Source organism: Cronobacter sp. EKM101R, assembly GCF_963888145.1.
Lineage (GTDB): Bacteria > Pseudomonadota > Gammaproteobacteria > Enterobacterales > Enterobacteriaceae > Cronobacter > Cronobacter turicensis.
Genome location: NZ_CAWPHW010000004.1, coordinates 66,155 through 91,066, shown reverse-complemented (window position 1 = coordinate 91,066; position 24,912 = coordinate 66,155). Strand labels below are relative to the sequence as shown.

Here is a 24,912-nt window from a genome sequence, read left to right as displayed (position 1 = left end):
TCTGTTAAATCTGGACATCTTCAGGGGCTATCTCCCCGCTAACAGGCGTAAAGAGGTCTACAGGTGATCTACAAATCCATTGCCGAAAGGCTGCGTCTGCGCCTGAATTCATCGGACTACCACATCGGCAGCCCGCTGCCGGGCGAAAAAGCGCTGGCGCAGGAGTTTGGCGTGGCGCGCATGACGATTCGCAAAGCGGTCGATTTACTGGTGGACTGGGGGCTGGTGGTGCGCCGTCATGGCAGCGGCACCTATGTGGCGCGCAAAGACGTGCACCACGAAACCACCAGCCTGACGGGGCTGGCTGAGGTGCTGCGTCAGCAAGGGAAAGACGTGCACAGCAAGGTGTTGCAGTTTGAAGTGATGCCCGCGCCGCCCGCCATCGCCAGCCAGTTGCGCATCCAGATAAACGAACGCATCTACTTCTCGCGCCGGGTGCGTTATGTCGAGGGCAAGCCGCTGATGCTAGAAGACAGCTATATGCCGGTGAAGCTGTTCCGCACCCTGTCGCTGGCGCATCTGGAGGGCTCGAAGTTTGATTACATCGAGAAGGAGTGCGGCATTACCATCAGCGGCAACTATGAAAGCCTGACGCCGGTGCTGGCGGATAAACAGCTGGCGGCGATGATGAACGTGCAGGAGCAGACGCCGCTGTTGCGCATTACGTCGCTCTCCTACAGCGATAACGGCGAGTTTCTCAATTACTCGGTGATGTTCCGCAATACCAGCGACTATCAGGTGGATTACCACCTGCATCGCGTTCGCCCGCCGGTATTGTGATGATCGGACGGTTACGCATAAAAAAAGGCCCCGCTGTGGGGGCCTTTTCATGAGATGCCGTTACTGATTTTCGGTTTCGCTGTGGCTCAGCGCCGGGCGTTCGCCTTCGATGACGCGCTCGTCATCCTGGGCGCGCGGCTGGCCGATGGCGATACGCTGCGGGGCCAGCGCCTCCGGAATGTTGCGCACCAGATCGATGTGCAGCAGGCCGTTGGTGAAGGTCGCGCCGGAGACTTCCATATGCTCAGCCAGCGTGAAGCTCAGGCTGAAGGGCTGAATAACCAGTCCCTGATGGAGCCATTTCGGTTCGTTTTCCGGTTTCACCGGCGTGCCTTTCACGCGCAGCACGGTGTTTTCCAGCTCAATTTCCAGATCTTCCTGACGGAAACCGGCTAACGCAAGGGTAATGCGATAGTGGTTGTCGTCGCTTTTTTCGATGTTATAGGGCGGGAAGCTCTGGCTTTCAGCGGTGTTCATCAGCGCGTTGGCCAGTTTGTCAAAACCGATCCACTGACGGAAAAACGGGGATAAATCATAGTTACGCATAGTATCTCTCCTTCTTTGAAGCGAGTGAAAACGCCAGTACGTTAACTGGCTGTGCTCCCGTTCGGCGAGCACGGAACGACAAATGTGGGCCGCCGCGGCGACCCGGCGAAATTAGTTACCGATTTCGATACGGCGCGGTTTTTTGGCTTCCGGGATCACGCGCTCAAGCTCAATGTAGAGCAGGCCGTTCACCAGATTTGCGCCACGCACGAAGATATTTTCGGCCAGCTGGAATTTGCGCTCGAAGTTGCGCTCGGCGATACCCTGATACAGGTAGGTACGCTCTTTCTGATCCGGCGCGTGGGAGCCTTTCACCACCAGCAGGTTGTCCTGGGCGGTAATATCCAGCTCGCTTTCCGCAAAGCCTGCCACGGCAATGGCGATACGGTAGTGGTTTTCATCTACCAGCTCGACGTTGTACGGAGGGTAGCCGCCGTTGCTCTGGCTCTGGTTGTTCTCAAGCAGATTAAAAAGACGGTCAAAACCGATGGCGGAACGATACAGCGGGGATAAATCAAAGTTACGCATACATACTCCTGAAATCAGCGAGGTTTAACATCGCCCTCCTTAAAGGACAGGCGGCTGTGGCGGAAGGCCCGTTCGGCATCCTCCCTGCGACCACGATCCAAAAATGGGTGCGGCCCGACGCTTTTCAAGGGCCAATATCGGCCTTTTTTTGTCGATTTACATTTCTTTGCGTAGACTGGGAGTAACAGCATCTTATGCTAAACTGCGAGCGCTGCCACAGGACGGCAAAGGCGCGCTATTCATTCTGATTCAGGGGCGTTATATCTCATGACTGACGCCTGCGATGCGACGACATAACAGAAGAATGAAAATGAACAATACTCTCGGGAAAGTGATTTTTTGCGGCAGCGCGTTGCTGCTTGGCGGCTGTTCCAGCGTCATGTCGCACACCGGCGGCGGCGAGCAGGGGTATTATCCCGGCACGCGCGCCAGCGCGACAATGCTCGCCGATGACGACACCAGCTGGGGGCTGAAGCCGCTGGTGGCGCTCGATCTCCCCTTTACGGCGATAGCGGATACGCTGCTTATCCCGTGGGACGCCTTCCGTACCGATAAATCGGTGAAATCACGGGTGGAAGAGAGCGAAAAGAAGTCCTTCGCCATTAACGCCGTGATCCCTCCCGCGCCCTGATTACCGCCCGGTTTCCGTCATCCAGAGCTGGCGGAAACCGTCAGTCTCCTGCATCCAGGCGATGCGTTTTCCATCCGGTGATATCACTACGGCATCCGCTGAAATCGCCGCCGTTTGCGGCGGCGTGAGCGGCGTTATCTCGCCCGTCTGAGCGTCGCACAGCACAATCCGGTTGCCCTGCATAAACCCCAGCGCCTCGCCCGACGGGTGCCAGCTAAACGCCGATGCCACGCCCTGCGCGCCCTGCGTCACCTGACGCGCCTCGCCGCCCGCAGGCGAAATGAGCCACAGTTGCGCCACGCCGTTATCATCGTTCATCAAAAAGGCGATTTCCGTACCCTGCGGATTGCTGCGCACCCAGTGGCGCGGCGTGGCGGCAAGCCCAGGGAAGCGGCGATCGTGCGTGAAGGTCAGACGGCGCTGCATGACGCCCGCGGGCGGCGAGGGCATAGCATCTGGCGTGCCTTCGAGCGGCGCGTCGCCGGGCGTTTTCCACGCGGCCTCGTCTTGCGGTAAATCGACGATAAACAGCTCCGGCGCTTTCACGCCTGCCTGCGTCAGCGTATCGCCGATAAACGCCAGCGCGCGGCGCTGCCGCGTGCCGTCGGCGTTCTGATAACCGTCAAGGCCGACCCAACCCTCTTCATACGCGCGGTTGATCTCATCGCTGCCGGGGCGCGGTGCGGGCGTGGTGCGGCTTACCAGCGCGCACCAGCGGCTGCCTGCGTATTCGCGCGGATGCGTGCAGGGCGGCGTGACCGGGCCGAACGGCAGCGCCACGCCGACGTTACGCAAATCGAGCGCCGGATCGCGCTCATGCAGGACGTGATCGTTGTAGGTGAAGCTCAGCCAGGCGCCGTCCGGGCTAAAGACATGCACATGGCTGCCGCCGCGCAGCGCGCCGGGCGTAAACGGCGGCGTGATATCCATCGCATCGAGATTCTCTGCCGCGCCGTTTTCCACCACCACGCCGCGGCGGTGATGAAAATCGTAGCGCCAGGTGTCGTCCGGGTTCTCCGGGCCGTGAATGAAAACATACTGCTCCGCCACAGGGCTCACCGTCACCACGCCCACGTGCGCGCCGTCGGGCGCACGGTAGATAACCTCCACCTCGCCGGTCCCGACATTGACGCGCTCAATGGTTTTGCCGGTAAACGACGCGCCGGAGGGGCGCACATCAAACGCCAGCCACTGGCTGTCGGGCGTCCAGACGTTAATATTGGTGAGCTGATGGTGACGCGGGGCGAACGTGAGCTGTTTCATCAAGAGAAAACCCTGAAGCCAAAGAGGGCCTCAGGGTAAAAGATTCCGCGGAAAAAGCCTATCAGGGAACCGGCGTAATCAGCGGCTCGCCTGTACACCAGGCGTTGACGTTCTCCAGCACCAGCCGCGACATCTCGCGCCGCGTCTCCCACGTGGCGCTCGCCATATGCGGCGTGATGACGACGTTGTCGCGCTGTTGCAGCGCCGCGGGCACGTTCGGCTCATCCGTGAAAACATCCAGCCCGGCGCCGGCAATCGCGCCACTCTCCAGGGCCGCAATCAGCGCCGCTTCATCCACCACGCTGCCGCGCGCGATGTTAATCAGTATGCCCTGCGGCCCGAGCGCCTCCAGCACGGCGGCATTGACCACGCCGCGCGTCGCATCGCCGCCTGGCGCGCAGAGCACCAGGAAATCGCTCTCCTGCGCGAGCTGCTGTAAATCTGGTACAAAGCGGTACGGTAGCGCGCTGTGCGGCTGGCGGCCGGTATAAGAGATAGCCATATCAAACGCCTGCGCGCGGCGGGCGATGGCCTGCCCGATACGCCCCATGCCGAAAATACCAAGCCGCGCGCCGGAGACTTTCCGCGTCCACGTAAAACCGCCCTGCTGCCAGCCGCCCTGCTCGATAAACTTTTGCGCGGCGACAATACGGCGCGACGTGGCGAGCATCAGGCCAATGGCGAGATCGGCCACGTCATCCGTCAGCACGCCCGGCGTATGGGTCACGGCGATACCGCGCTCCCGCGCCGCCGCGACGTCCACGCCGTCATAACCGACGCCGAACACCGCAATCAACGAAAGCGCCGGTAGCTGCGCGATAAACGCCCGCGTCACCACCGCTTCGCCGTTGGTGACCAGCGCCGTGATGTCGCCTGCAATCGCCACGAAGTCGGCGTCAGACATCTGCGAAAATTCACGCAGATCGTAGCGCTCGCACAGTTCAGCCGTCAGCGCATCCGGCAGGTACGCGTGTTTCAGCACAATCGGTTTCATCGGGACTCCTGTTTAAGTGAGGCGGACGGTCCAGCTACGCCGGGGCGCGCCGGGCGCGAGACCAGCACGCCAATAATGCCGCCCAGGATCAGCGCCACGGCCACGATCAGCAGCCCGTAGTGGTAGCTGTCCGTCGCGTCTTTGATTTTGCCGAGCACCGGCGGCAGGCCGAGCCCAACGAAATTCGCCACGGTGTTGATAAACGCGATAGAGGCGGCAGCGGCCACGCCCGCGAGTTTTTCGGTGGTGACGGCCCAGAAGATCGGCGTGAGGGCGAAGTTAAAGCCCACCGTCAGCACCAGCAGCCCGTAGGCCACCAGCAGGTTGCTGGACCAGATAGCGATGGCCAGCGACACGCCGGAGAGGATCAGCGGCAGGCCGAGATGCCAGGAGCGCTCCTTCGTGGTGTCGGAGTGGCGACCGTTGAGATACATAAACACGCAGGCGGCGATAAATGGCACCGCAGAGAGCAGGCTCACGACGATGTTGCTCTGATCGCTCGCCATGCTTTTGATGATGAGCGGCAGAAACAGCGTAATGCCGATAGACCCAAACGCCTGGAGGAACCAGACCAGACTCAGCAGCAGCACGGTTTTGTTTTTCAGCGCGCTCAGCCAGCTGTGGTTATTACCGACTTCCACGCCCGCGTTGTCGCGCGCCAGCTGCGCCTTCAGCCAGCCTTTTTGTTCCGTCGATAGCCAGGGGGCGTGGTCCGGCGTCTGCGGCAGTCGCCACAGCACCATAATGCCGAGCACTATCGCCGGAATGCCCTCAATGGCGAACAGCCAGCGCCAGCCTGCGATATCGGCGATGCCGTGCATGTTCAGAATAGAGCCGGAGATCGGCAGGCCGATGATCGACGCCATTACCGAGCCCATGTAAAAGAACGACATCGCCCGCGCGCGGTTACTCTTCGGGAACCAGCAGGAGATGTAATAGATGATGCCCGGCGTAAAGCCCGCCTCCGCCATGCCCAGCAAAAAGCGCATGACGTAGAGCTGCGTTGGCGTCTGCACCAGCGACATCCCGGCGCTGACGATGCCCCAGGTGATCATGATGCGGGCTATCCAGATGCGAGCGCCCACCTTCGTCATGATGACGTTGCTCGGGATTTCAAAAATGATGTAGGAGATGTAGAACATCCCGACGCCGAGGCCATACATGCTGGCGCTCAGGCCGAGATCGGCGTTCATTTGCAGCGCCGCGATGGAGATGTTGGTTTTATCGAGGTTCGCGACAAAGTAGCAGAGGATGATAAACGGGATTATCTTCACGTTAAGCTGCCGCAGGGTGGTCGAGTACAGATCGGTATGCATAGCAGAACCCTCTTTTCCTGCCGTGGCAAACCCGGCAGGTTTATGGTTGTTATATGTTGATACGTAACGCGCGCCGGTGACCGGCGGCGCGTTATCTGCGCATTCCGTCGCAGGCGTCCCTGCCTTCCGTGACGGCCTCAGCCGACGCGTTTCACCTCCCCGACCAGCAGGATGTAAGAGAGCGCGCCGATGAGCGCCACGACCGAGATGTACACCAGCGCCGGGCCAAAGCCGTAATCCTGCGCCAGATAACCAATCACCAGCGGCACCGTGATACCGCCCAGCCCGCCGACGAAGTTAAACATGCCGCCGGTGAGGCCAATCAGCCGCATCGGGGCCAGCGATGACACCAGCGACCAGGTGATCGACGCAAAGCCATTACCGAAGAATGCGAGCGCCATCAGCACCACAATCCACGTCGGATCGTTGGTGTAATTCGCGCCCATAATGCAGGTGGAGATCAGCAGACCGCAGATAATCGGCAGCTTACGCGCCACGCCAAGCGAATAGCCTTTACGCACCAGACGGTCCGCCACCCAGCCGGAGAGCAGCACGCCGAAGAACGCGGCGAGGAACGGCACGGTGGTCATAAAGCCCGCTTTCAGCGCCGTGATGCCTTTCTCCTGGGTGAGATAGTTCGGGAACCAGGTCAGGAAGAACCAGAGCGTGGAGGTGACCGCAAACTGGCCGAGATAGACGCCAATCAGTTTGCGATGGAACACCAGCTTCCAGTCGGCGCGGGAGAGCGGCTGGCGCTCGGCTTTGGCAGCGGGCGCGTCGCCGTCCACCAGGCCGCCGCCGTCGCGGATGTAATCGAGCTCCGCCTGGCTGATGCCTTTGGTGAGCCGCGGCGGCTGATACACCTTAAACCAGACGAGCGACCAGATAATCCCGATGCCGCCGGTGACGATAAATACCCAGTGCCAGCTTAAAAGCTCCTGGATCCAGATAAGCAGCGGCGTGAGAAACGCGAGCCCGACGAACTGCCCGGAGGTGTAAAACCCGACCGCCGAGGCGCGTTCCTGCTCCGGGAACCAGCTGGTCACCATGCGGTTGTTGGTCGGGAACGCGGGCGCTTCGAAGATGCCGGTGATGGCGCGCAGGCCAATCAGGGACATCAGCCCGGTTGCGAAGCCCTGAAACAGCGTCGCCACCGACCAGCCGAAAATAGCGATGAAATAGGTCAGCCGCGAGCCCATGCGGTCGAGAAACCAGCCGCCGGGGATCTGGCAGAGCGTATAGAGCCAGGCGAAGGCGGAAAAGACGTAGCCCATTTCCGCTTTGCTGATGCCAAACTCCTCCTGAATATGCGCCGACGCGACGGCTAAATTGGCGCGGTCGACATAACAAATCACCACGGTAATAAAGATCATCGCCAGCGTCAGATAACGACGACGCCCCGGTTTTGCAGCAGTTACAGAAATATCCATAACGTTCTGTCTCCAGAATTAAGGCATAGCGAGGCCGCTCACCATGCCCTGTAAAATACAGAGGGTGTGTTTTTATATTCGGGTATACTGCCCGGCGAGCCGGGCTAATCTTCATTTAATCAATACGCGAAAATAATTTTCGCAAAAGCCGGAATTACATTGTCCTGAATAGTTCGTGTTCCACGAGAAGCCAATGTGCGCAACGCGCTAAATACTTCGCCTTGTGGGAAGGCGGCAAGTTAACGAATCCCCGGGAGCTTACTAAAGAAGTGACCGGGGTTAGGAAGCGCAGCCAACGCCCCCACAGCGCGAAATATGACGGACATTACCATTCGGCGACAGAGCCGTCAGGATACCGCCACAACGGATTGCGCCAGTCCGCGCACGCCTGACTGCGCGCTATCACCTGTTCTTCGTCGATCTCCACGCCAAGCCCTGGCTTCATCAACGGCTGGAAGTAACCGCCTTCCATTTTGAAATCATCTTTATTTTTAACAAAATCAAGCAGCTCGGCGCCCTGGTTATAGTGGATGCCCATGCTTTGCTCCTGGAACACCGCATTGCGCGAGATGAAATCGATATGCAGACAGGCCGCCAGCGCGATAGGCCCCAGCGGGCAGTGCGGCGCAAGGCCGACGTCATACGCCTCCGCCATCGCGGCGATTTTCGCGCACTCGGTAATGCCGCCAGCATGCGATAAATCGGGTTGCAGAATCGCCAGCCCGCCCGCTTCCAGCACGCGTTTAAATTCAAAGCGTGAGAACATACGCTCGCCCGCCGCAATAGGAATATGCGTTTGTGCGGCGAGACGCGGATAATATTCCGCCTGCTCGGCTAATACCGGCTCCTCAATAAATAACGGGCGGTACGGCTCCAGCTCTTTAATTAATATTTTCGCCATCGGCGCGCTGACGCGACCGTGAAAATCGAGGCCAAACTCGATATCACTGCCAAATTCTTCACGGATCTGCGCCACGGTATTCACCGCCGCGTCGACTTTACGCGAATCATCAATAATGCCTAACTCTTCGCAGCCGTTTAATTTAAACGTATCAAAACCTATCTGGCGCAGCGTTTTAATACCGGCGATAACGTCTACCGGACGGTCGCCGCCAACCCAGCTGTACGCTTTGATTTTATCGCGCACCAGACCGCCCATTAACTGCCACACCGGCGCGTTCAGCACTTTGCCTTTAATATCCCACAGCGCCTGGTCGATACCGGCGATAGCGCTCATCAGGATCGGGCCGCCGCGGTAAAAGCCGCCGCGATACATCACCTGCCACAGGTCGTTGATGCGCGCCGGATCCTGGCCAATCAGGTATTCGCCCAGCTCATGCACCGCCGCCTCGACCGTCCGCGCCCGGCCTTCAATGACCGGCTCGCCCCAGCCCACCACGCCTTCGTCAGTTTCAATCTTCAGAAACATCCAGCGGGGGGGTAAACGGTATGTCGTTAGTTTGGTTATTTTCATTGCACTGCCTCCCGATACGCCTTCACAAATGCTTTCGCCTGCGCGACCGTGCGCTCAACCGGCTGTCCGGCGCGATAGAGATCGCTGCCAAGCCCGGCGCCGGTGCAGCCCGCTTTCAGCCACACCGCCAGGTTCTCCGGCGTGACGCCGCCGACCGCAAACACCGGGATCTCCGGCGGCAGTACGGCTTTTAATGCTTTGATGTAATCGGGGCCGAAGGCGGCGGACGGGAAGATTTTCAGCGCCTGCGCGCCCGCCTCGATGGCGTTGAACGCCTCGGTCGCCGTGGCGCAGCCAGGGCAGACGGTCATGCCGTAGCTCACCGCGCGCCTGATAACCTCCGGCTGAATATTGGGTGTGACGATAAGCTTGCTGCCCATCTCTGCCAGTTCATCCACCTGCTCCGGCTTTAACACCGTGCCTGCGCCAATCAGCGCGCGATCGCCAAACGCCCTGACCATCGCGGCGATACTGGTGCGCCACTGCGGCGAATTAAGCGGGATTTCCACCGCGTCGAACCCGGCGTCGATGACCGCCGCAACGTGATCGTGCGCCTCGTCGGGCGTGATGCCGCGTAGGATGGCGATGAGCGGAAGTTTATTCTGCCACTGCATGAGCGAGACTCCTTATGCCTGTCTGAAATGCGCGGTCGCCTTCAAGCGCCCGGGCCGTATATCCCAGCAGCGACAGGGCGCGCTGGTAACGGCTGGCAAGCGAAGGGCTGGCGACCAGCGTGAGAGGGGGCGTGCGGCCTGGCTGCCAGTGGCGAAGCTGACTTGCCACTTCATTGCCAATCAGCAACCCGGAAAGAAATTCGGCGACGTGTTCGCGGGCAAGGCTTCCCAGCACATGGGCGGCGCGAACTTCAAACAGGCGGGTCAGCGGCGCGTCGGTTTCCGCGCCCTGTTCAAGGCCTGCGGCAAAGGCGTCGGCGTCCGGCTGCTGCTCAGGCAGGCCCGCGCCAATCAATGAATGGGTTAACAAAAGATGGTGTAGCTCGCCGGTCATCACCGTGCGGAAATCATTTACCTGCCGCGCGTCCGCCTGTACCCATTTGCAGTGCGTGCCGGGCATGATGTAGAGCGGCGCGGGGGCCAGCTCGCGGGCGCCGAGCAACTGGGTTTCTTCGCCGCGCATAACATTGCGGTTATCGTCCCGGCTCACGCACAGACCAGGGATAATAAAGACGCGTTCCGCCACCGTGGTGAGCTGGCTGCCGATTTCGGCAAAACGGGCCGGGCACGGCAGATAAGGGGCGATTTTCCAGCCTGCGTTGCTGCCGACCATGCCCGCCATGACCACGGGCGTGGCGTCATCGCGCCAGCCTTCGGTCACCTGCGCTAACACCGCTTCGGGGGTTCTGCCGTTGAGGCGGGTGACGCCCGCCTCCGATTGCCTGCTTTCCAGGCACTGCGCATCCTGGTAAAGCCAGGCGCGCAGATTGGTGGAACCCCAGTCGATAGCGATGTAGCGAGATGTCATGTGATTTCCTTAAGCCTTTTTGTCGAGCTGGCAATCATCGTTAATGCCGCCTGCTCCGCCGCCTCGCCGTCCTGATGCCGTATCGCATCGAACAACGCTTTATGCTCCTGGAGCGTTTTCGGCATGTTGGCCTCATCGCCCATCCAGGTACGCTCGAACACAGCCCGCTGCAGGGAACTGATCGCTACGCTGAGCTGTTGCAGCACCGGGTTATGCACCGCCTCCAGCACCGCTTCGTGATAACGGATGTCCGCCTCGTTGAAGGCGTCGCGATCCTGGTTGTTGGCAATCATGTCATTCAGCGCCGCCTCAATACGCGCCAGATCGCTTGAGGTGGCGCGCTCTGCCGCCCAACGGGCGATAGCGGGCTCAACCAGATTGCGCACTTCGCTCATCGAGGCAATCAGGCGCGGATCGTCGTCATGTTCCAGCACCCACTGGAGCACCTCGGTATCGAGGTAGTTCCACTGATTACGGGGCGCGACAAACGCGCCGCGATAACGCTTCATCTCAATAAGCCGCTTCGCCATCAGCGAGCGATACACTTCGCGAATGATGTTGCGCGAGGTTTCAAACTCCTCGCACAGATCCGCTTCAGCGGGCAGTGCCGCGCCCGGTACATATTTCCCGCCAACAATCTGGCGGCCCAGCGTCACAATGATGCGATCGGTTTTGGTCATGTTATGGGTTCCTTTCACGCGAGGTTTCTTCGCTTACTTTACCCTGACCGCCGATTTTCGCCGCATTTTTGAAGTACAACCGTGACGCGGGTGGCCGTGCTGATGGGTTTAATGTAGTACAATCAATATTAGTTGTACTACAATTTAGATCACAAAAACGACAAAAGGATATATCGGGAGAACGCGCAGGGTGTGATTCATCAGGTAGAGAGATGGATGCTAAAAAGACGTGATTTACGGGAAAACGTTACTCAAAAGGCGTGAAAATTCAGCAAAATGCCCGTAGGTTTTCGTTAGTCTGACGCAGGATGGACGATTTATAATGGCGGCGGCGCTTGAGGCTTTTTGCCTCATGCTGTCGGCAGAAATGCAGTGATGGTGAGGCAGAAAGAAGAAAGCCCCGAAGGTAATTTATTCAATTAACCAACGAGGCCCACTGATGCATAGACACCATCAGCGTAGCCTCTTACCCGCCGAAAGGCAAGGAGAAGAAGGCCATGAAACTGCTGCGAAGCACCCTGTTCTGGTGTGTATTAATGATATGTATAACGTTGTTAATGTTCACATTTCTGACGCGTCATTCGCTGTGCGAACTGAGGCTGAAGGACGGGCAAAGGGAGTTTGCTGCGTTTCTGGCTTACGAATCCGGTAAGTAGCAACCTGTCGGGCGGGGGCAACCCCGCTCTTTCAGGCGAGGCGAGGCTGAAGATGGCTTTGCAGCCGAAAGCGCCTTTCTGACGCGCCGCCTGTAACGGGCGGCGCGTCAACATTCCCGCTTAACGCAGGGCGAATTTCTCAATCGCGTACGCGACGCCATCTTCCAGGTTTGAACGGGTCACAAAATTAGCCGCTTCTTTTGCCGCATCAATGGCGTTTTCCATCGCCACGCCAACGCCCGCATATTCCAGCATCGCAATATCGTTTTCCTGATCGCCTATCGCCATCACTTCTTCCGGCTGGATGTTTAACACCTCCGCCAGTGATTTCACGCCGGTGCCTTTGGTGACGCGCTTATCAAGGATCTCCAGGAAATAAGGCGCGCTTTTCAGCACGGTATATTTCTCTTTGACGTCCTGCGGGATGCGCGTAATGGCTTTATCAAGGATTTCCGGCTCGTCGATCATCATCACCTTCAGGAAGGTCATGTCCGGGTCCATTTTCTCCGCCTCGCAGAACACCAGCGGAATGGTGGCGACAAAAGATTCATGCACGGTATAGCGGCTGATGTCGCGGTTCGCGGTATAGAGCGTGGTGCGATCGAGCGCGTGGAAGTGCGAACCCACCTCGCGCGAAAGCTGCTCCAGATAACGGTAGTCGTCATAACTGAGCGGGGTTTGCGCCACGGTGCTGCCGTCGCTCGCCTTTTGCACCAGCGCGCCGTTATAGGTGATGCAGTAGTCGCCCGGTTTATCCATATGCAACTCGCGCAGATAACTCTCTACGCCTGCAAACGGACGGCCGGTCGTCAGCACCACGTTAATGCCCTGTTCGCGGGCCGCGGCGATGGCGTTTTTCACGCCGGGTGAAATGGTGTGATCGGGCAGCAGTAATGTGCCATCCATGTCGATTGCAATAAGTTTGATAGCCATGAGTTCCCCTGCATAAATGAGTCTTTTCGCATGCTAACGCGATTGTGCTCAAAACACAGTAGCAGTCGGGGCGAGAAAAGGGGATGGATCCGCAGGGAAAATGCCGGTTAATGCGCCCGTGGCGAAGGGAAGGACAATGCGGTTACCGGGGTAGCAAGGGCGAGTGGCGGGTGCGCTTCGCTTACCCGCCCTACATTAGGTGGCGCTATAAATGATAAAAGGCGGGTAAGCGAAGCGCTACCCGCCATAACGGCCATCAGATATCGATATTCGCCGCTTTCAGGGCATTTTCTTCAATAAAGGCGCGACGCGGTTCAACGGCATCACCCATCAGCGTGGTAAAGAGCTGATCGGCCGCAATCGCGTCTTTTACCGTCACGCGCAGCATACGGCGGCTTTCCGGATCCATCGTGGTTTCCCACAGCTGCTCCGGGTTCATCTCGCCAAGACCTTTATAACGCTGAATAGACAGACCGCGACGGGATTCTTTCACCAGCCAGTCCAGCGCCTGCTCGAAGCTTGCCACCGGCTGACGGCGTTCGCCGCGCTCGATAAACGCGTCTTCTTCAATCAAACCGCGCAGCTTCTCGCCGAGCGTGCAGAGACGACGGTATTCGCCGCCGGTTACGAATTCGTGGTCAAGCACGTAATCGGTGTCGACGCCATGCGTACGCACGCGAACTACTGGCTCGAAACGATGTGTTTCCGCGTTTTCACGAATATCGTATTTCCAGACGCTGCCATGCTGCTCGTTTTCATTGAGCGTGGTGATAAGCGCAGAGACCCAACGGGTGACGTTCGCTTCATCGGCCAGCATCTCTTCGGACAGCGTCGGCTGGTAGATAAGCTCCTTCAGCAGCGCGCGCGGGTAGCGGCGCTCCATACGGTTGATCATCTTCTGCGCGCCGTTGTACTCAGACACCAGTTTTTCCAGCGCTTCGCCGGCGATGGCAGGCGCGCTGGCATTCGCATGCAGCGTCGCGCCGTCCAGCGCGATAGAGATCTGATACTGATCCATCGCTTCGTCGTCTTTAATGTACTGTTCCTGCTTGCCTTTTTTCACTTTATAGAGCGGCGGCTGGGCGATATAGACATGGCCGCGCTCAATGATTTCCGGCATCTGACGGTAGAAGAAGGTCAACAGCAGCGTACGGATGTGCGAGCCGTCGACGTCAGCATCGGTCATGATGATGATGCTGTGGTAGCGCAGTTTATCCGGGTTGTATTCGTCACGACCGATGCCGCAGCCGAGCGCGGTAATCAGCGTCGCGACTTCCTGGGAAGAAAGCATCTTGTCAAAGCGCGCCTTCTCCACGTTCAGGATTTTCCCTTTCAGCGGCAGGATCGCCTGATTCTTACGGTTACGGCCCTGTTTGGCAGAACCGCCCGCGGAGTCCCCTTCCACCAGGTAGAGTTCGGAATGCGCCGGGTCGCGCTCCTGGCAATCCGCCAGTTTGCCCGGCAGCCCTGCGAGATCCAGCGCGCCTTTACGACGGGTCATTTCACGCGCTTTACGGGCCGCTTCACGGGCGCGCGCGGCGTCGATGATTTTGCCGACCACGATTTTGGCGTCGCTCGGGTTTTCCAGCAGGTATTCCGCCAGCAGTTCGTTCATCTGCTGTTCCACCGCCGATTTCACCTCAGAGGAGACCAGTTTGTCTTTGGTCTGGGAGGAGAATTTCGGGTCCGGCACTTTAACGGACACCACAGCAATCAGGCCTTCACGGGCGTCATCGCCGGTGGCGCTGACTTTCGCTTTCTTGCTGTAGCCTTCTTTATCCATATAGGCGTTCAGCGTACGGGTCATCGCCGCGCGGAAGCCCGCCAGGTGCGTACCGCCGTCGCGCTGCGGAATGTTGTTGGTAAAGCAGTAGATATTTTCCTGGAAACCGTCGTTCCACTGCAGCGCCACTTCCACGCCGATGCCGTCTTTTTCGGTAGAGAAATAGAAGATGTTCGGGTGAATCGGCGTTTTGTTCTTATTCAGATACTCAACGAACGCTTTGATACCGCCTTCGTAATGGAAATGATCCTGCTTGCCGTCGCGTTTATCGACCAGGCGAATAGAAACACCGGAGTTCAGGAATGAGAGTTCGCGCAGGCGCTTCGCCAGGATCTCATATTCAAATTCAGTGACGTTGGTGAAGGTTTCGTGGCTCGGCCAGAAACGGACCTGAGTACCGGTCTGTTCGGTATCGCCGGTCACCGCCAGCGGCGCTTGCGGTACGCCGTGCACGTAAGTCTGCTGATGGATTTTGCCTTCGCGGCGAATCACCAGCTCCAGTTTCTGCGACAGGGCGTTAACCACAGAAACGCCCACGCCGTGCAGACCGCCGGAGACTTTATAGGAGTTATCATCAAATTTACCGCCCGCGTGCAGCACGGTCATGATAACTTCCGCCGCCGAAACGCCTTCTTCCGGGTGAATACCGGTCGGAATGCCACGCCCGTCATCCGATACCGAGACAGAGTTGTCGGCATGGATAGTCACGACGATATCTTTACAGTGACCCGCGAGCGCTTCGTCGATAGCGTTATCTACCACCTCGAATACCATGTGGTGCAGACCGGTGCCGTCATCCGTATCGCCGATATACATACCCGGGCGCTTACGCACCGCATCCAGCCCTTTCAGGACTTTGATACTGGAGGAGTCATAAGAATTCGACATCAACGTTTCTCGCTCATTTTAACTTGGGTTAATCCGTTATTTTACCCTGATCGACAGCGAACATCTTCGAATTTTTGTCCGTCATGTCGAGAATATGTTCAGCGCTGATCGCGCTGACAAAGACTTGCGACTGCGTAGCCTTCAGGCGCTGCGCCAGAAGCCCACGACGGGCATCGTCAAGTTCAGAGGCAAAATCATCTATCAGATAAAGGCAGCGTCGCCCGCTTTCGCGAGTCAGAAACTCGCCCTGGGCCAGACGCAGCGCGCACATCAGGAGCTTGAGCTGCCCGCGCGACAGCGTATCTTCCACCGGCGCGCCGTCGGCGCGAATACGGAAATCGGCCTTGTGTGGGCCATGCGCGGTGTAGGTCAGCATCCGGTCGCGCTCGAAACCGCGCTCCAGCACCTCGGCATAGTCGCTCTCTTTCTCCCAGCCGCGCTGGAAAGAGAAGGTAAGCGAAAATTCCGGCAAAAATTGCGCGCAGGTATCGGCCATGTCGTTAGCAATCGCCTCGCTGTAGCTGGCGCGCCACTGACTTATCTGCTCGGCCAGCGGAACCAGTTCACGGTCCCACGGACGCAGTTGTTCATAGCGGGTCACCTGTCGCAGCGCGGCGTTGCGCTGTTTGAGCAGGCGCTTTAAGTTGCTCCAGGCCACAAAGAAGCCGGGTTCGTTATGGAAGCATCCCCAGTCGAGGAACGCTCTTCTGTATTTGGGGCCGCCGCCGAGCAAAGTAAACCCCTCGGGGGTAATTAATTGCATCGGCATCAGCTGCGCCAGCTCGGCCACTTTGTGACCGTCGCTGCCGTCGATGCGCACCGTGCTGTCGCCGTTGCGATCTTTCGTCAGGCCGACCGAGACTTCGCGCTCGTCGCCCTGCAACCGCCCGTGAAGAATAAAGGCATCCTGTTCATGGCGGATCACGCGCCCGATTTGCAGACTGCGAAATGCGCGTCCGTGGCCCAGCGTGTAGATCGCTTCCAGCACGCTGGTTTTCCCGCTGCCGTTCGCGCCAACCAGAAAGTTAAAACCGGGAGAGAGCGCGAGATCCGCGTTTTCGATATTGCGGAAATCTTTGATAAGGAGACGCGTCAGTGACATTAAGAACTTTTCCGGTCCAGGGCGTGCATACTCTCAGAGACAGGGGCGTTGGTGTCGCAGCCAGTTCGGTTACCGCCAGCGCGCAGAAAGCGGAGCGTACACATCGTACGTGAGCATTTCGAGCACTGCCGGGAGGCGAAATGGCCAGTAAACCAGCCCCTTTTGGAAACTCTACAGACGCATGGGCATAACAACATAGGCCGCGGAACTACTCGCCGCATCTTCTATCTGCACGCTCGAGACTGAATCCGTCAGCAGAATGCGGACATTCTCGCATTTAAGCGCGTTCAGCACGTCCAGCACGTAACTGACGTTAAACCCGATCTCCATCTCCGTGCCCGGGTAGGTGACGTCGAGAATTTCTTCCGCCTCTTCCTGCTCAGGGTTATTCGCGGTGATTTTGAGCTGGTTTTCACTTACGTACAGACGCACGCCGCGGAATTTCTCATTGGAGAGAATCGCCGCGCGGGCAAAGGCCTGTTTGAGGATATCGCAGCCGGCTTCCAGCGTTTTGTCCGGGTTTTTCGGCAGTACGCGGCGGTAATCCGGAAAGCGGCCATCGACCAGCTTCGAAGTAAAGATAAAATCGCCGACGTGCGCGCGAATATTATTGCTGCCGATCTGGATGCGCAGCGGGGCGTCGCCGCCATCAAGCATACGCATCAGCTCCAGCACCCCTTTACGCGGCACGATCACCGAATGGTTCGGCAATGGCTGGCCGACCGGCATTGAGCAGACCGCCAGACGGTGGCCGTCGGTCGCCACCGTACGCAAATCTTCGCCTTCGGTTTCAAACAGCATGCCGTTGAGGTAATAACGGACATCCTGATGCGCCATGGAGAACTGCGTGGCTTCGATAAGGCGTTTCATGGTCGCCTGAGGCAGCGTAAATTCCACCTCGCTCTGCCAGTCGTCCAGATTCGGGAAATCCGCCGCAGGTAATGTAGAGAGCGAAAAACGGCTGCGCCCTGAACTCACGCGCATACGGTCGCCATCCAGCTGAACGGCGATTTCCGCCCCTTCCGGCAGGCCGCGGCAAATATCAAAGAATTTACGGGCCGGTACGGTCGTGGCGCCCGGCTCGTGCGGTTGCACCAACGCGACGCGCGCCACCATCTCCATTTCCAGATCGGTGCCGGTCAGCGACAGCGCGCCATCCGCGACCTGAAGCAACAGGTTGCCGAGAATAGGCAGCGTCGGACGGCCGCCCAGCGGGCCGCTGACCTGCTGGAGCGGCTTTAATAAGTGTTCACGTTCAACGGTAAATTTCATAGCGTCACGAAGATAATGTTCTGATTAAATTGGAGAAATCTTCTTTGATATCGTGGCTTTCCTCACGCAGCTGCTCTATCTTGCGGCAGGCGTGCAGCACCGTAGTGTGGTCGCGGCCGCCAAACGCATCGCCGATCTCCGGCAGGCTGTGGTTGGTCAGCTCTTTGGCGAGCGCCATCGCCATCTGGCGCGGACGCGCGACCGAGCGGGAACGCCGCTTGGAGAGCAAATCCGCGACCTTGATCTTGTAATACTCCGCCACCGTCTTTTGAATATTGTCGATAGTGACGAGTTTTTCCTGGAGCGCCAGCAGATCGCGCAGCGCCTCACGCACGAAATCGATAGTGATCGCGCGGCCGGTAAAGTTGGCGTTGGCGATCACGCGGTTCAGCGCGCCCTCAAGCTCACGCACGTTGGATCGCAGACGCTTGGCAATAAAGAAGGCCACTTCACCCGGCAGGCGGATATCGTTCTCATCCGCCTTTTTCATCAGGATCGCCACGCGAGTTTCCAGCTCCGGCGGCTCAATAGCTACCGTGAGCCCCCATCCGAAGCGCGATTTCAGACGATCCTCAACCCCGTTGATCTCTTTGGGGTAACGATCCGAGGTGAGAATGATCTGCTGATTGCCTTCCAGCAGGGCGTTAAAGGTGTGGAAAAACTCTTCCTGGGATCGCTCTTTATTGGCGAAGAACTGGATATCATCAATAAGCAGCGCATCCACCGAACGGTAGTAGCGTTTGAACTCTTCGATAGCGTTGTTTTGCAGCGCCTTTACCATGTCCTGAACGAAACGCTCAGAGTGCATGTAGACCACTTTGGCGTTGGGCTTGCGGGCCATGATGCCATTGCCCACCGCGTGCAACAGGTGCGTTTTACCCAGACCCGTGCCGCCATAAAGGAAGAGCGGGTTATACGCGCCGCCGGGGTTATCCGCCACCTGACGCGCCGCCGCGCGGGCCAGTTGGTTAGATTTACCCTCAACGAAGTTATCAAAGGTGTGTTTGACGTTGACGTTCGAGCGATAGGACGGCTCTGCAGGAGCGGGCACGTTGTCCCACGCCGGACGCACAGGCGCCGCCGCGGGCGCGGCTTGCGCAGGCCTTACGGTCTGGCTTGCGGGCGCGGTTGTCGTCTGCGTCAGGGGTTTGGTACCGACTTCAAAGCGCAGCAGCGGCGCGTCAGAGCCGCAGAAATCATTCAGTAATCCATTAATATTATTGAGGTATTTGTCCCTTACCCAATCGAGCACAAACCGGTTTGGCGCATACAAAGCCAGCGTGTTATCGCTCAGTTCCGCCTGTAGGGGGCGTATCCACATACTGAATTCAGTGGCTGGTAACTCATCCTGCAATCGGGCAAGACACTGCTGCCAAAGCGAAAGTGACACGGCGGACTCCACTCGAACAAAAGTCGATAAAAGACGAAGACTGAAACATTCATGATTGTTGACACACGCCGACAAGCCCCGAGCCGGGAGGCGTGCGAACCGCTATTTGCGGTTTTTTTACCCGAGGCTGAGATCAGGGATCCCGATCGGGACCGCGGATCATAGCCTAAAGCGAGCCAGAGATCTCCTGTTTCTCACAGATTCTTCCCGATTTATCCACAGGTCTGCGTCAGGACGCTTAAGTGTAATCGATCCTTTGATGGCTGCGGCACGTTTTACCCGGCATATCGGAAAAATTAATGACGATCCGGAAAATATCGCGTTATCGATCTAAGGAAGATCCGCGACGATCCTTGCGCTTTGGCGGCGAGCCCGTATAATTCCCCACCCGGTGCGTAAAGCGCGGTTTATCGCCTGAATTTTGCGTGTTTTTTATCCTCAAAGTGAGGGGAAAAGCGCGGGAAATAAGGAAAGTGAATTGACTCCGGAGTGTACAATTATTACAATCCGGCCTCTTTAATCGTCGATTACTTTGGCGTAAGTCGTCCGGCAGGCCGTTCGCGCATACGCAAAGTCAGTGAATTTATTCAAGTTTAGGTAGAAATCGCCATGAAACGCACTTTTCAACCGTCTGTACTGAAGCGCAACCGTTCTCACGGCTTCCGTGCTCGTATGGCTACTAAAAATGGTCGTCAGGTTCTGGCACGTCGTCGTGCTAAAGGCCGCGCTCGTCTGACCGTTTCCAAGTAATAGCTAACCCTTTAGTGGTTAAGCTCGCATTTCCCAGGGAGTTACGTTTGTTAACTCCCGCTCAATTCACCTTCGTCTTCCAGCAGCCACAACGGGCTGGCACGCCGCAAATCACCATCCTCGGCCGCCTTAATTCGCTGGGGCATCCCCGCATCGGTCTTACCGTCGCCAAGAAAAACGTTAAACGCGCCCATGAACGCAATCGGATTAAACGTCTGACGCGTGAAAGCTTCCGTTTACGTCAGCATGAACTCCCTTCAATGGATTTCGTGGTGGTGGCGAAGCGCGGGATTGCCGACCTCGATAACCGGGAGCTTTCGGAAGCTTTGGAAAAATTATGGCGTCGTCATTGTCGCCTGGTTCGCGGCTCCTGATAGCCCTCATCCGGGTCTATCAACGCTTCATTAGTCCGCTTCTCGGGCCGCATTGCCGTTTTCACCCCACCTGTTCGCAGTACGGAATTGAGGCATTGCGCAGGTTTGGGGTGTTAAAAGGCAGTTGGTTGACAGTGAAACGCGTATTAAAATGCCACCCTTTGAACCCGGGTGGAGACGACCCCGTCCCGCCAGGACCTTTTGATACCAGAGAACACTAACGATGGATTCGCAACGCAATCTTTTTGTCATCGCTTTGTTGTTCGTGTCTTTCATGATCTGGCAAGCCTGGGAGCAAGATAAAGCTCCAAAACCCCAGGTTCAGCAGACCACGCAGACTACGACCACCGCAGCGGGTAGCGCCGCAAGCCAGGGCGTACCGGCCAGTGGCCAGGGGAAACTCATTACCGTTAAGACCGATGTCCTTTCTCTTACCATCAATACCCGTGGTGGCGACATCGAGCAGGCGCTTCTGCTGGCATACCCGAAAGAGCTGGGCTCCAGCGAACCTTTCCAGCTGCTGGAAACCACGCCGAACTTCATTTATCAGGCACAGAGCGGCCTGACCGGTCGTAACGGCCCGGACAACCCGAATAACAACCAGGGTCGCCCGCTGTATAGCACCGAGCGCGACACCTATGTGCTGGCTGACGGCCAGGACGAACTGCTGATCCCGATGACCTTCACCGATGCGGCAGGCAACGCCTTCACCAAAACGTTCGCCCTGAAACGCGGTCAGTACGCGGTTTATGTGGGTTACGACGTGAAGAACGCCGGCACCCAGCCGCTTGAAGTCTCTTCATTCGGTCAGCTGAAGCAAACCATCGATCTGCCGAGCCATCGCGACACTGGCAGCAACAACTTTGCTCTGCATACTTTCCGCGGCGCGGCGTACTCCACGCCGGACGAGAAGTACGAGAAATATAAGTTCGATAACATTGCTGACGACGAAAACCTGAACGTGAACGCTAAAGGCGGCTGGGTAGCGATGCTTCAGCAGTACTTCGCGACCGCGTGGGTTCCGGCCAGCAACGTAACCAGCAACTTCTATACCGCCGATCTGGGTCATGGCGTTGCGGCTATCGGTTATAAATCTGAGCCGGTTCAGGTTCAGCCAGGCCAGACCGCCAAGCTTGCCAGCACCCTGTGGGTAGGGCCGGAAATTCAGGACAAAATGGCTGCCGTTGCGCCGCACCTTGACCTGACCGTTGACTACGGTTGGTTGTGGTTCATCTCTCAGCCGCTGTTCAAACTGCTGAAATGGATCCACAGCTTCCTTGGCAACTGGGGCTTCTCGATTATCGCCATCACCTTTATCGTTCGTGGCGTGATGTACCCGCTGACCAAAGCGCAGTACACCTCCATGGCGAAAATGCGCCTGCTGCAGCCGAAGATTCAGGCGATGCGCGAGCGTCTTGGCGACGATAAGCAGCGTATGAGTCAGGAGATGATGGCGCTGTATAAAGCGGAGAAAGTGAACCCGCTGGGCGGCTGCTTCCCGCTGCTGATCCAGATGCCAATCTTCCTTGCGCTGTACTACATGCTGATGGGCTCGGTGGAATTGCGTCACGCGCCGTTCGCGCTGTGGATCCATGACCTTTCCGCACAGGACCCGTACTACATTCTGCCGATCCTGATGGGCGCGACTATGTTCTTCATCCAGAAGATGTCGCCGACCACCGTGACCGACCCAATGCAGCAGAAGATCATGACCTTTATGCCGGTCATCTTTACGGTCTTCTTCCTGTGGTTCCCGTCCGGTCTGGTGCTGTACTATATCGTCAGCAACCTGGTCACCATCCTTCAGCAGCAGCTGATCTACCGCGGTCTGGAAAAACGCGGTCTGCACAGCCGCGAGAAGAAGAAATCCTGATTCGGTCAGGGCAACGCTAAAATGGAAGGCGGTCTGATGACCGCCTTTTTCTTTACGTGGGGCAGGCAAAACTCCCCCGCCAGACAGAGTGACAGAAAGACCATGAGCCATAACGACACCATTGTCGCCCAGGCGACGCCTCCCGGACGCGGCGGCGTGGGCATTCTTCGCGTCTCCGGCCAACAGGCGCGGGACGTGGCGCAGGCGGTGCTCGGCAAACTGCCGAAAGCGCGCTATGCCGACTATCTGCCGTTTAAAGACGCGGACGGCACCGCGCTCGATCAGGGCATCGCGTTGTGGTTCCCTGGCCCGAACTCCTTTACCGGCGAAGATGTGCTGGAGCTTCAGGGTCACGGCGGCCCCGTGATTCTGGATCTGCTGCTAAAGCGCATTTTGACTATTCCCGGCGTGCGTATCGCGAAACCCGGCGAATTCTCCGAGCGGGCGTTCCTCAACGACAAACTCGATCTCGCCCAGGCGGAAGCCATCGCCGATCTGATTGACGCCAGCTCTGAACAGGCGGCGCGCTCGGCGCTGAACTCCCTGCAGGGCGCATTTTCCGCACGCGTAAACCATCTGGTTGAAGCGCTGACCCACCTGCGTATTTTTGTCGAAGCGGCTATCGATTTTCCGGATGAAGAGATCGACTTTCTTTCCGACGGCAAAATCGAGGCGCAGCTTAACGAGGTGATAGGCGATCTCGACGCGGTTCGCGCCGAAGCGCGTCAGGGCAGCCTGCTGCGCGAAGGGATGAAAGTGGTCATTGCCGGTCGCCCGAACGCGGGCAAATCGAGCCTGCTGAATGCGCTGGCGGGCCGTGAGGCGGCGATTGTCACCGATATCGCAGGCACGACCCGCGACGTGCTGCGCGAGCATATTCATATCGATGGTATGCCGCTGCACATCATCGATACCGCGGGTCTGCGCGAGGCAAGCGATGAAGTCGAGCGCATCGGTATCGAGCGCGCCTGGCAGGAAATTGAACAGGCCGACCGCGTGCTGTTTATGGTTGACGGTACGACGACCGACGCCACCGACCCGGCGCAGATCTGGCCCGATTTTATCGCCCGCCTGCCAGCGAAACTGCCGATCACCGTGGTGCGTAACAAAGCGGACGTGACCGGCGAACAGCCAGGCTTAAGCGAAGTGAATGGTCACTCACTTATTCGTCTTTCGGCACGCACCAGTGATGGCGTGGACGTGCTGCGCAATCATCTGAAGCAAAGCATGGGGTTTGATACGAGCATGGAAGGCGGCTTCCTGGCGCGCCGTCGTCATCTCCAGGCGCTGGAAGACGCGGCGAACCACTTACAACAGGGTAAAGCGCAACTGCTGGGCGCCTGGGCCGGTGAACTCCTGGCCGAAGAGCTGCGCCTGGCGCAACAGGCATTAAGCGAGATCACCGGTGAATTTACCTCCGACGATCTGCTGGGCCGGATTTTCTCGAGCTTCTGCATCGGTAAATAACCCCGTAACACCTGCGTAAGTAAGCATCCACTAACCCGCATTAATCGCTTGTTAATGCGGGTTTTTTATTGCCCGTAGGTGCACGATGCTTATTGCCATAGTCTGAAGCCGCCAGGGTCTCGTTTATTTTTTCCCCCAACACCACCTCCTGTGAGCATGACACCGTGACGATAAACGACGTTTCCACACACTACACTTCCGCGTTAACTCAGAAACGCATTCCCGGGAAAGCGCAGAATGTCTTTGCCTGTCCGCTTACGGATAATCCGATAACCATATCTGCCATTGATTGCCCTCTTTAGTATTGCGCGCATACACGTCGCTATCACCACTAAAAGGCGGTAATTCAGCAGCTGTTTTCTGTCGGCTCTCGCCCCGTTAACCACTCTTGTTTATCCGGCGCACTGATATTATCAGTGGTTCGCATACGCATATTATTCTCCTTATTTTTAGCGCAATTTTTATATTTCACCTTCTAACCTTCATAAAAAATCCTTATTTCCTCCATTGTTTAAACCAGGAAATATTCATTCAATATGTAAATAAAAAAAGCCTTTCCAATAGACGCCCAAAACGTATAATGAGAACGATCATTCTCACTTTTTACACGATAATCGATGATGAGCTCAAAACTGGAAGCACGACAAAAACAGCGTCAGGACGAAATTATCACCGCCGCGCGCCGCTGCTTTCGCGCCAGCGGATTTCATGGCGCCAGTATGTCGCAGATCGCCAGCGAAGCGCAGCTTAGCGTCGGGCAAATTTACCGTTATTTCAGTAACAAAGACGCGATTATTGAAGAGATGATACGCCGTATCATTGACTCGCGTATTGGGGAGATGCAGGGTAAAACGCTGGTTGAAGGGATGCCGCAGGCGCTCGCATGGCGACAGACGCTTAGCGAAGATGACGACGCGCTAATGCTCGAAATGTCCGCGGAGGCTACACGCAACCCTCAGGTGGCCACCATGCTCATCGAAGCAGAAGCCCGCATGTTCGCCAACGCCTGTGTGCACCTGAAAAAACAATTCCCCCATCTGAGTGATGAACATATTCGTTGCTGCGTAGAAATTACCGCCGTGATGATTGAAGGGACGATTTACCGACGACTCACCCCCTTACAGGTCCCTTCAGAACAATTAGAGCCCATTTATCAGAGTATTTTAGATATGCTTTTCTCTGTGAAGTAATCATATGTGAATAATGAGCGGGAATAAGTAATTCCCCCTTTTTCATTTCCGGCACTGCCGGAGATGCGGTATCGCTGTGCCTTTAAATAACCCTCTTCCTTGTTAAGCCA

24 protein-coding genes and 1 pseudogene are annotated in these 24,912 nt (G+C 57.5%); 10 read left to right on the top strand and 15 right to left on the bottom strand.

The window, feature by feature from the left end:
• Positions 1-63 precede the first annotated feature (63 nt).
• On the top strand, positions 64-780 hold the full coding sequence (locus tag AACV31_RS05660; RefSeq protein WP_012814743.1) for a GntR family transcriptional regulator: 717 nt from the start codon (positions 64-66) through the stop codon (positions 778-780).
• Positions 781-840: 60 nt separating this feature from the next.
• Here the strand turns inward: AACV31_RS05660 and ibpB are convergent, their stop codons facing one another.
• Together ibpB and ibpA are read right to left on the bottom strand one after the other, a co-directional pair.
• Complete coding sequence (gene ibpB, locus AACV31_RS05655; protein WP_007765888.1) at positions 841-1,326, bottom strand: small heat shock chaperone IbpB; 486 nt, start codon at positions 1,324-1,326, stop codon at positions 841-843.
• Between the two features lie 111 nt (positions 1,327-1,437).
• A complete protein-coding gene (gene ibpA, locus AACV31_RS05650) occupies positions 1,438-1,854 on the bottom strand; it encodes a small heat shock chaperone IbpA (protein ID WP_007765875.1) in 417 nt (138 codons plus the stop codon).
• Between the two features lie 304 nt (positions 1,855-2,158).
• Here ibpA and AACV31_RS05645 point away from each other — a divergent pair, with 304 nt between their 5' ends.
• The gene (locus AACV31_RS05645; RefSeq protein WP_032806975.1) at positions 2,159-2,485 is read left to right on the top strand and encodes a YceK/YidQ family lipoprotein; all 327 of its coding nucleotides are present in this window, start codon (positions 2,159-2,161) and stop codon (positions 2,483-2,485) included.
• Here AACV31_RS05645 and AACV31_RS05640 read toward each other — a convergent pair whose 3' ends face one another.
• The 8 genes from AACV31_RS05640 to dgoR all read right to left on the bottom strand — a co-directional run bounded on the left by AACV31_RS05640 (position 2,486) and on the right by dgoR (position 11,124).
• A complete protein-coding gene (locus AACV31_RS05640) occupies positions 2,486-3,748 on the bottom strand; it encodes a DUF3748 domain-containing protein (protein ID WP_165156485.1) in 1,263 nt (420 codons plus the stop codon).
• A gap of 61 nt (positions 3,749-3,809) precedes the next feature.
• Positions 3,810-4,742: a 2-hydroxyacid dehydrogenase gene (locus AACV31_RS05635; protein WP_165156483.1), complete on the bottom strand. Its 933-nt coding sequence runs from the start codon at positions 4,740-4,742 to the stop codon at positions 3,810-3,812.
• The gene (locus AACV31_RS05630) at positions 4,739-6,058 is read right to left on the bottom strand and encodes an MFS transporter (protein WP_165156481.1); all 1,320 of its coding nucleotides are present in this window, start codon (positions 6,056-6,058) and stop codon (positions 4,739-4,741) included. The genes AACV31_RS05635 and AACV31_RS05630 overlap by 4 nt, the downstream gene beginning before the upstream one ends.
• A 137-nt stretch (positions 6,059-6,195) precedes the next feature.
• Positions 6,196-7,488, bottom strand: coding sequence for an MFS transporter (locus AACV31_RS05625; protein ID WP_007765850.1), 1,293 nt, complete (start codon positions 7,486-7,488; stop codon positions 6,196-6,198).
• A 325-nt stretch (positions 7,489-7,813) separates the two neighbouring features.
• Positions 7,814-8,962 carry a galactonate dehydratase gene (dgoD, locus tag AACV31_RS05620; protein WP_165156479.1) on the bottom strand — a complete coding sequence of 383 codons (1,149 nt, stop codon included), beginning with the start codon at positions 8,960-8,962 and terminating at the stop codon, positions 7,814-7,816.
• Positions 8,959-9,576, bottom strand: coding sequence for a 2-dehydro-3-deoxy-6-phosphogalactonate aldolase (locus AACV31_RS05615; RefSeq protein ID WP_165156477.1), 618 nt, complete (start codon positions 9,574-9,576; stop codon positions 8,959-8,961). The genes dgoD and AACV31_RS05615 overlap by 4 nt, the downstream gene beginning before the upstream one ends.
• Positions 9,560-10,444 carry a 2-dehydro-3-deoxygalactonokinase gene (locus tag AACV31_RS05610; protein ID WP_165156475.1) on the bottom strand — a complete coding sequence of 295 codons (885 nt, stop codon included), beginning with the start codon at positions 10,442-10,444 and terminating at the stop codon, positions 9,560-9,562. The genes AACV31_RS05615 and AACV31_RS05610 overlap by 17 nt, the downstream gene beginning before the upstream one ends.
• Positions 10,441-11,124, bottom strand: a complete 684-nt coding sequence (gene dgoR, locus AACV31_RS05605; RefSeq protein ID WP_007765843.1) for a D-galactonate utilization transcriptional regulator DgoR — start codon at positions 11,122-11,124, stop codon at positions 10,441-10,443. The genes AACV31_RS05610 and dgoR overlap by 4 nt, the downstream gene beginning before the upstream one ends.
• Positions 11,125-11,563: 439 nt before the next feature.
• On the opposite strand from dgoR, the pseudogene AACV31_RS05600 reads away from it, so the two are divergent.
• Positions 11,564-11,713 (top strand): annotated as a pseudogene (locus AACV31_RS05600) (DUF5431 family protein); the annotation flags it as partial.
• Positions 11,661-11,780 carry a type I toxin-antitoxin system Hok family toxin gene (locus AACV31_RS05595; protein WP_108695446.1) on the top strand — a complete coding sequence of 40 codons (120 nt, stop codon included), beginning with the start codon at positions 11,661-11,663 and terminating at the stop codon, positions 11,778-11,780. The pseudogene AACV31_RS05600 and the gene AACV31_RS05595, both read left to right, overlap by 53 nt.
• Before the next feature lie 120 nt (positions 11,781-11,900).
• Here the strand turns inward: AACV31_RS05595 and yidA are convergent, their stop codons facing one another.
• The 5 genes from yidA to dnaA all read right to left on the bottom strand — a co-directional run bounded on the left by yidA (position 11,901) and on the right by dnaA (position 19,148).
• Positions 11,901-12,713: a sugar-phosphatase gene (gene yidA / locus AACV31_RS05590; protein ID WP_007765840.1), complete on the bottom strand. Its 813-nt coding sequence runs from the start codon at positions 12,711-12,713 to the stop codon at positions 11,901-11,903.
• 256 nt (positions 12,714-12,969) lie between these two features.
• Positions 12,970-15,384: a DNA topoisomerase (ATP-hydrolyzing) subunit B gene (gyrB, locus tag AACV31_RS05585; RefSeq protein ID WP_007765837.1), complete on the bottom strand. Its 2,415-nt coding sequence runs from the start codon at positions 15,382-15,384 to the stop codon at positions 12,970-12,972.
• Between the two features lie 28 nt (positions 15,385-15,412).
• Positions 15,413-16,486: a DNA replication/repair protein RecF gene (gene recF, locus AACV31_RS05580; RefSeq protein WP_075199345.1), complete on the bottom strand. Its 1,074-nt coding sequence runs from the start codon at positions 16,484-16,486 to the stop codon at positions 15,413-15,415.
• 171 nt (positions 16,487-16,657) lie between these two features.
• Entirely contained in the window at positions 16,658-17,758 is a 1,101-nt protein-coding gene (gene dnaN / locus AACV31_RS05575) for a DNA polymerase III subunit beta (protein WP_007765832.1), read from the bottom strand.
• Positions 17,759-17,762: 4 nt separating this feature from the next.
• Entirely contained in the window at positions 17,763-19,148 is a 1,386-nt protein-coding gene (gene dnaA, locus AACV31_RS05570) for a chromosomal replication initiator protein DnaA (RefSeq protein WP_041923031.1), read from the bottom strand.
• Between the two features lie 609 nt (positions 19,149-19,757).
• Between dnaA and rpmH the strand changes: the two genes are divergently transcribed.
• From rpmH to AACV31_RS05540, 6 genes are all read left to right on the top strand, one after another.
• Complete coding sequence (gene rpmH, locus AACV31_RS05565) at positions 19,758-19,898, top strand: 50S ribosomal protein L34 (protein ID WP_000831330.1); 141 nt, start codon at positions 19,758-19,760, stop codon at positions 19,896-19,898.
• Positions 19,899-19,912: 14 nt separating this feature from the next.
• Entirely contained in the window at positions 19,913-20,272 is a 360-nt protein-coding gene (gene rnpA / locus AACV31_RS05560; protein WP_012814728.1) for a ribonuclease P protein component, read from the top strand.
• Positions 20,236-20,493 carry a membrane protein insertion efficiency factor YidD gene (yidD, locus tag AACV31_RS05555; protein WP_004386003.1) on the top strand — a complete coding sequence of 86 codons (258 nt, stop codon included), beginning with the start codon at positions 20,236-20,238 and terminating at the stop codon, positions 20,491-20,493. Before rnpA ends, yidD begins: the two co-directional genes overlap by 37 nt.
• A gap of 2 nt (positions 20,494-20,495) precedes the next feature.
• Entirely contained in the window at positions 20,496-22,145 is a 1,650-nt protein-coding gene (yidC, locus tag AACV31_RS05550) for a membrane protein insertase YidC (protein WP_165156473.1), read from the top strand.
• Between the two features lie 102 nt (positions 22,146-22,247).
• Positions 22,248-23,612, top strand: coding sequence for a tRNA uridine-5-carboxymethylaminomethyl(34) synthesis GTPase MnmE (mnmE, locus tag AACV31_RS05545; RefSeq protein WP_165156471.1), 1,365 nt, complete (start codon positions 22,248-22,250; stop codon positions 23,610-23,612).
• Positions 23,613-24,232: 620 nt separating this feature from the next.
• Positions 24,233-24,802 (top strand): TetR/AcrR family transcriptional regulator, encoded by a 570-nt coding sequence (locus tag AACV31_RS05540; protein ID WP_165156525.1) that lies wholly within the window; start codon positions 24,233-24,235, stop codon positions 24,800-24,802.
• The last annotated feature ends 110 nt before the right edge of the window (positions 24,803-24,912 follow it).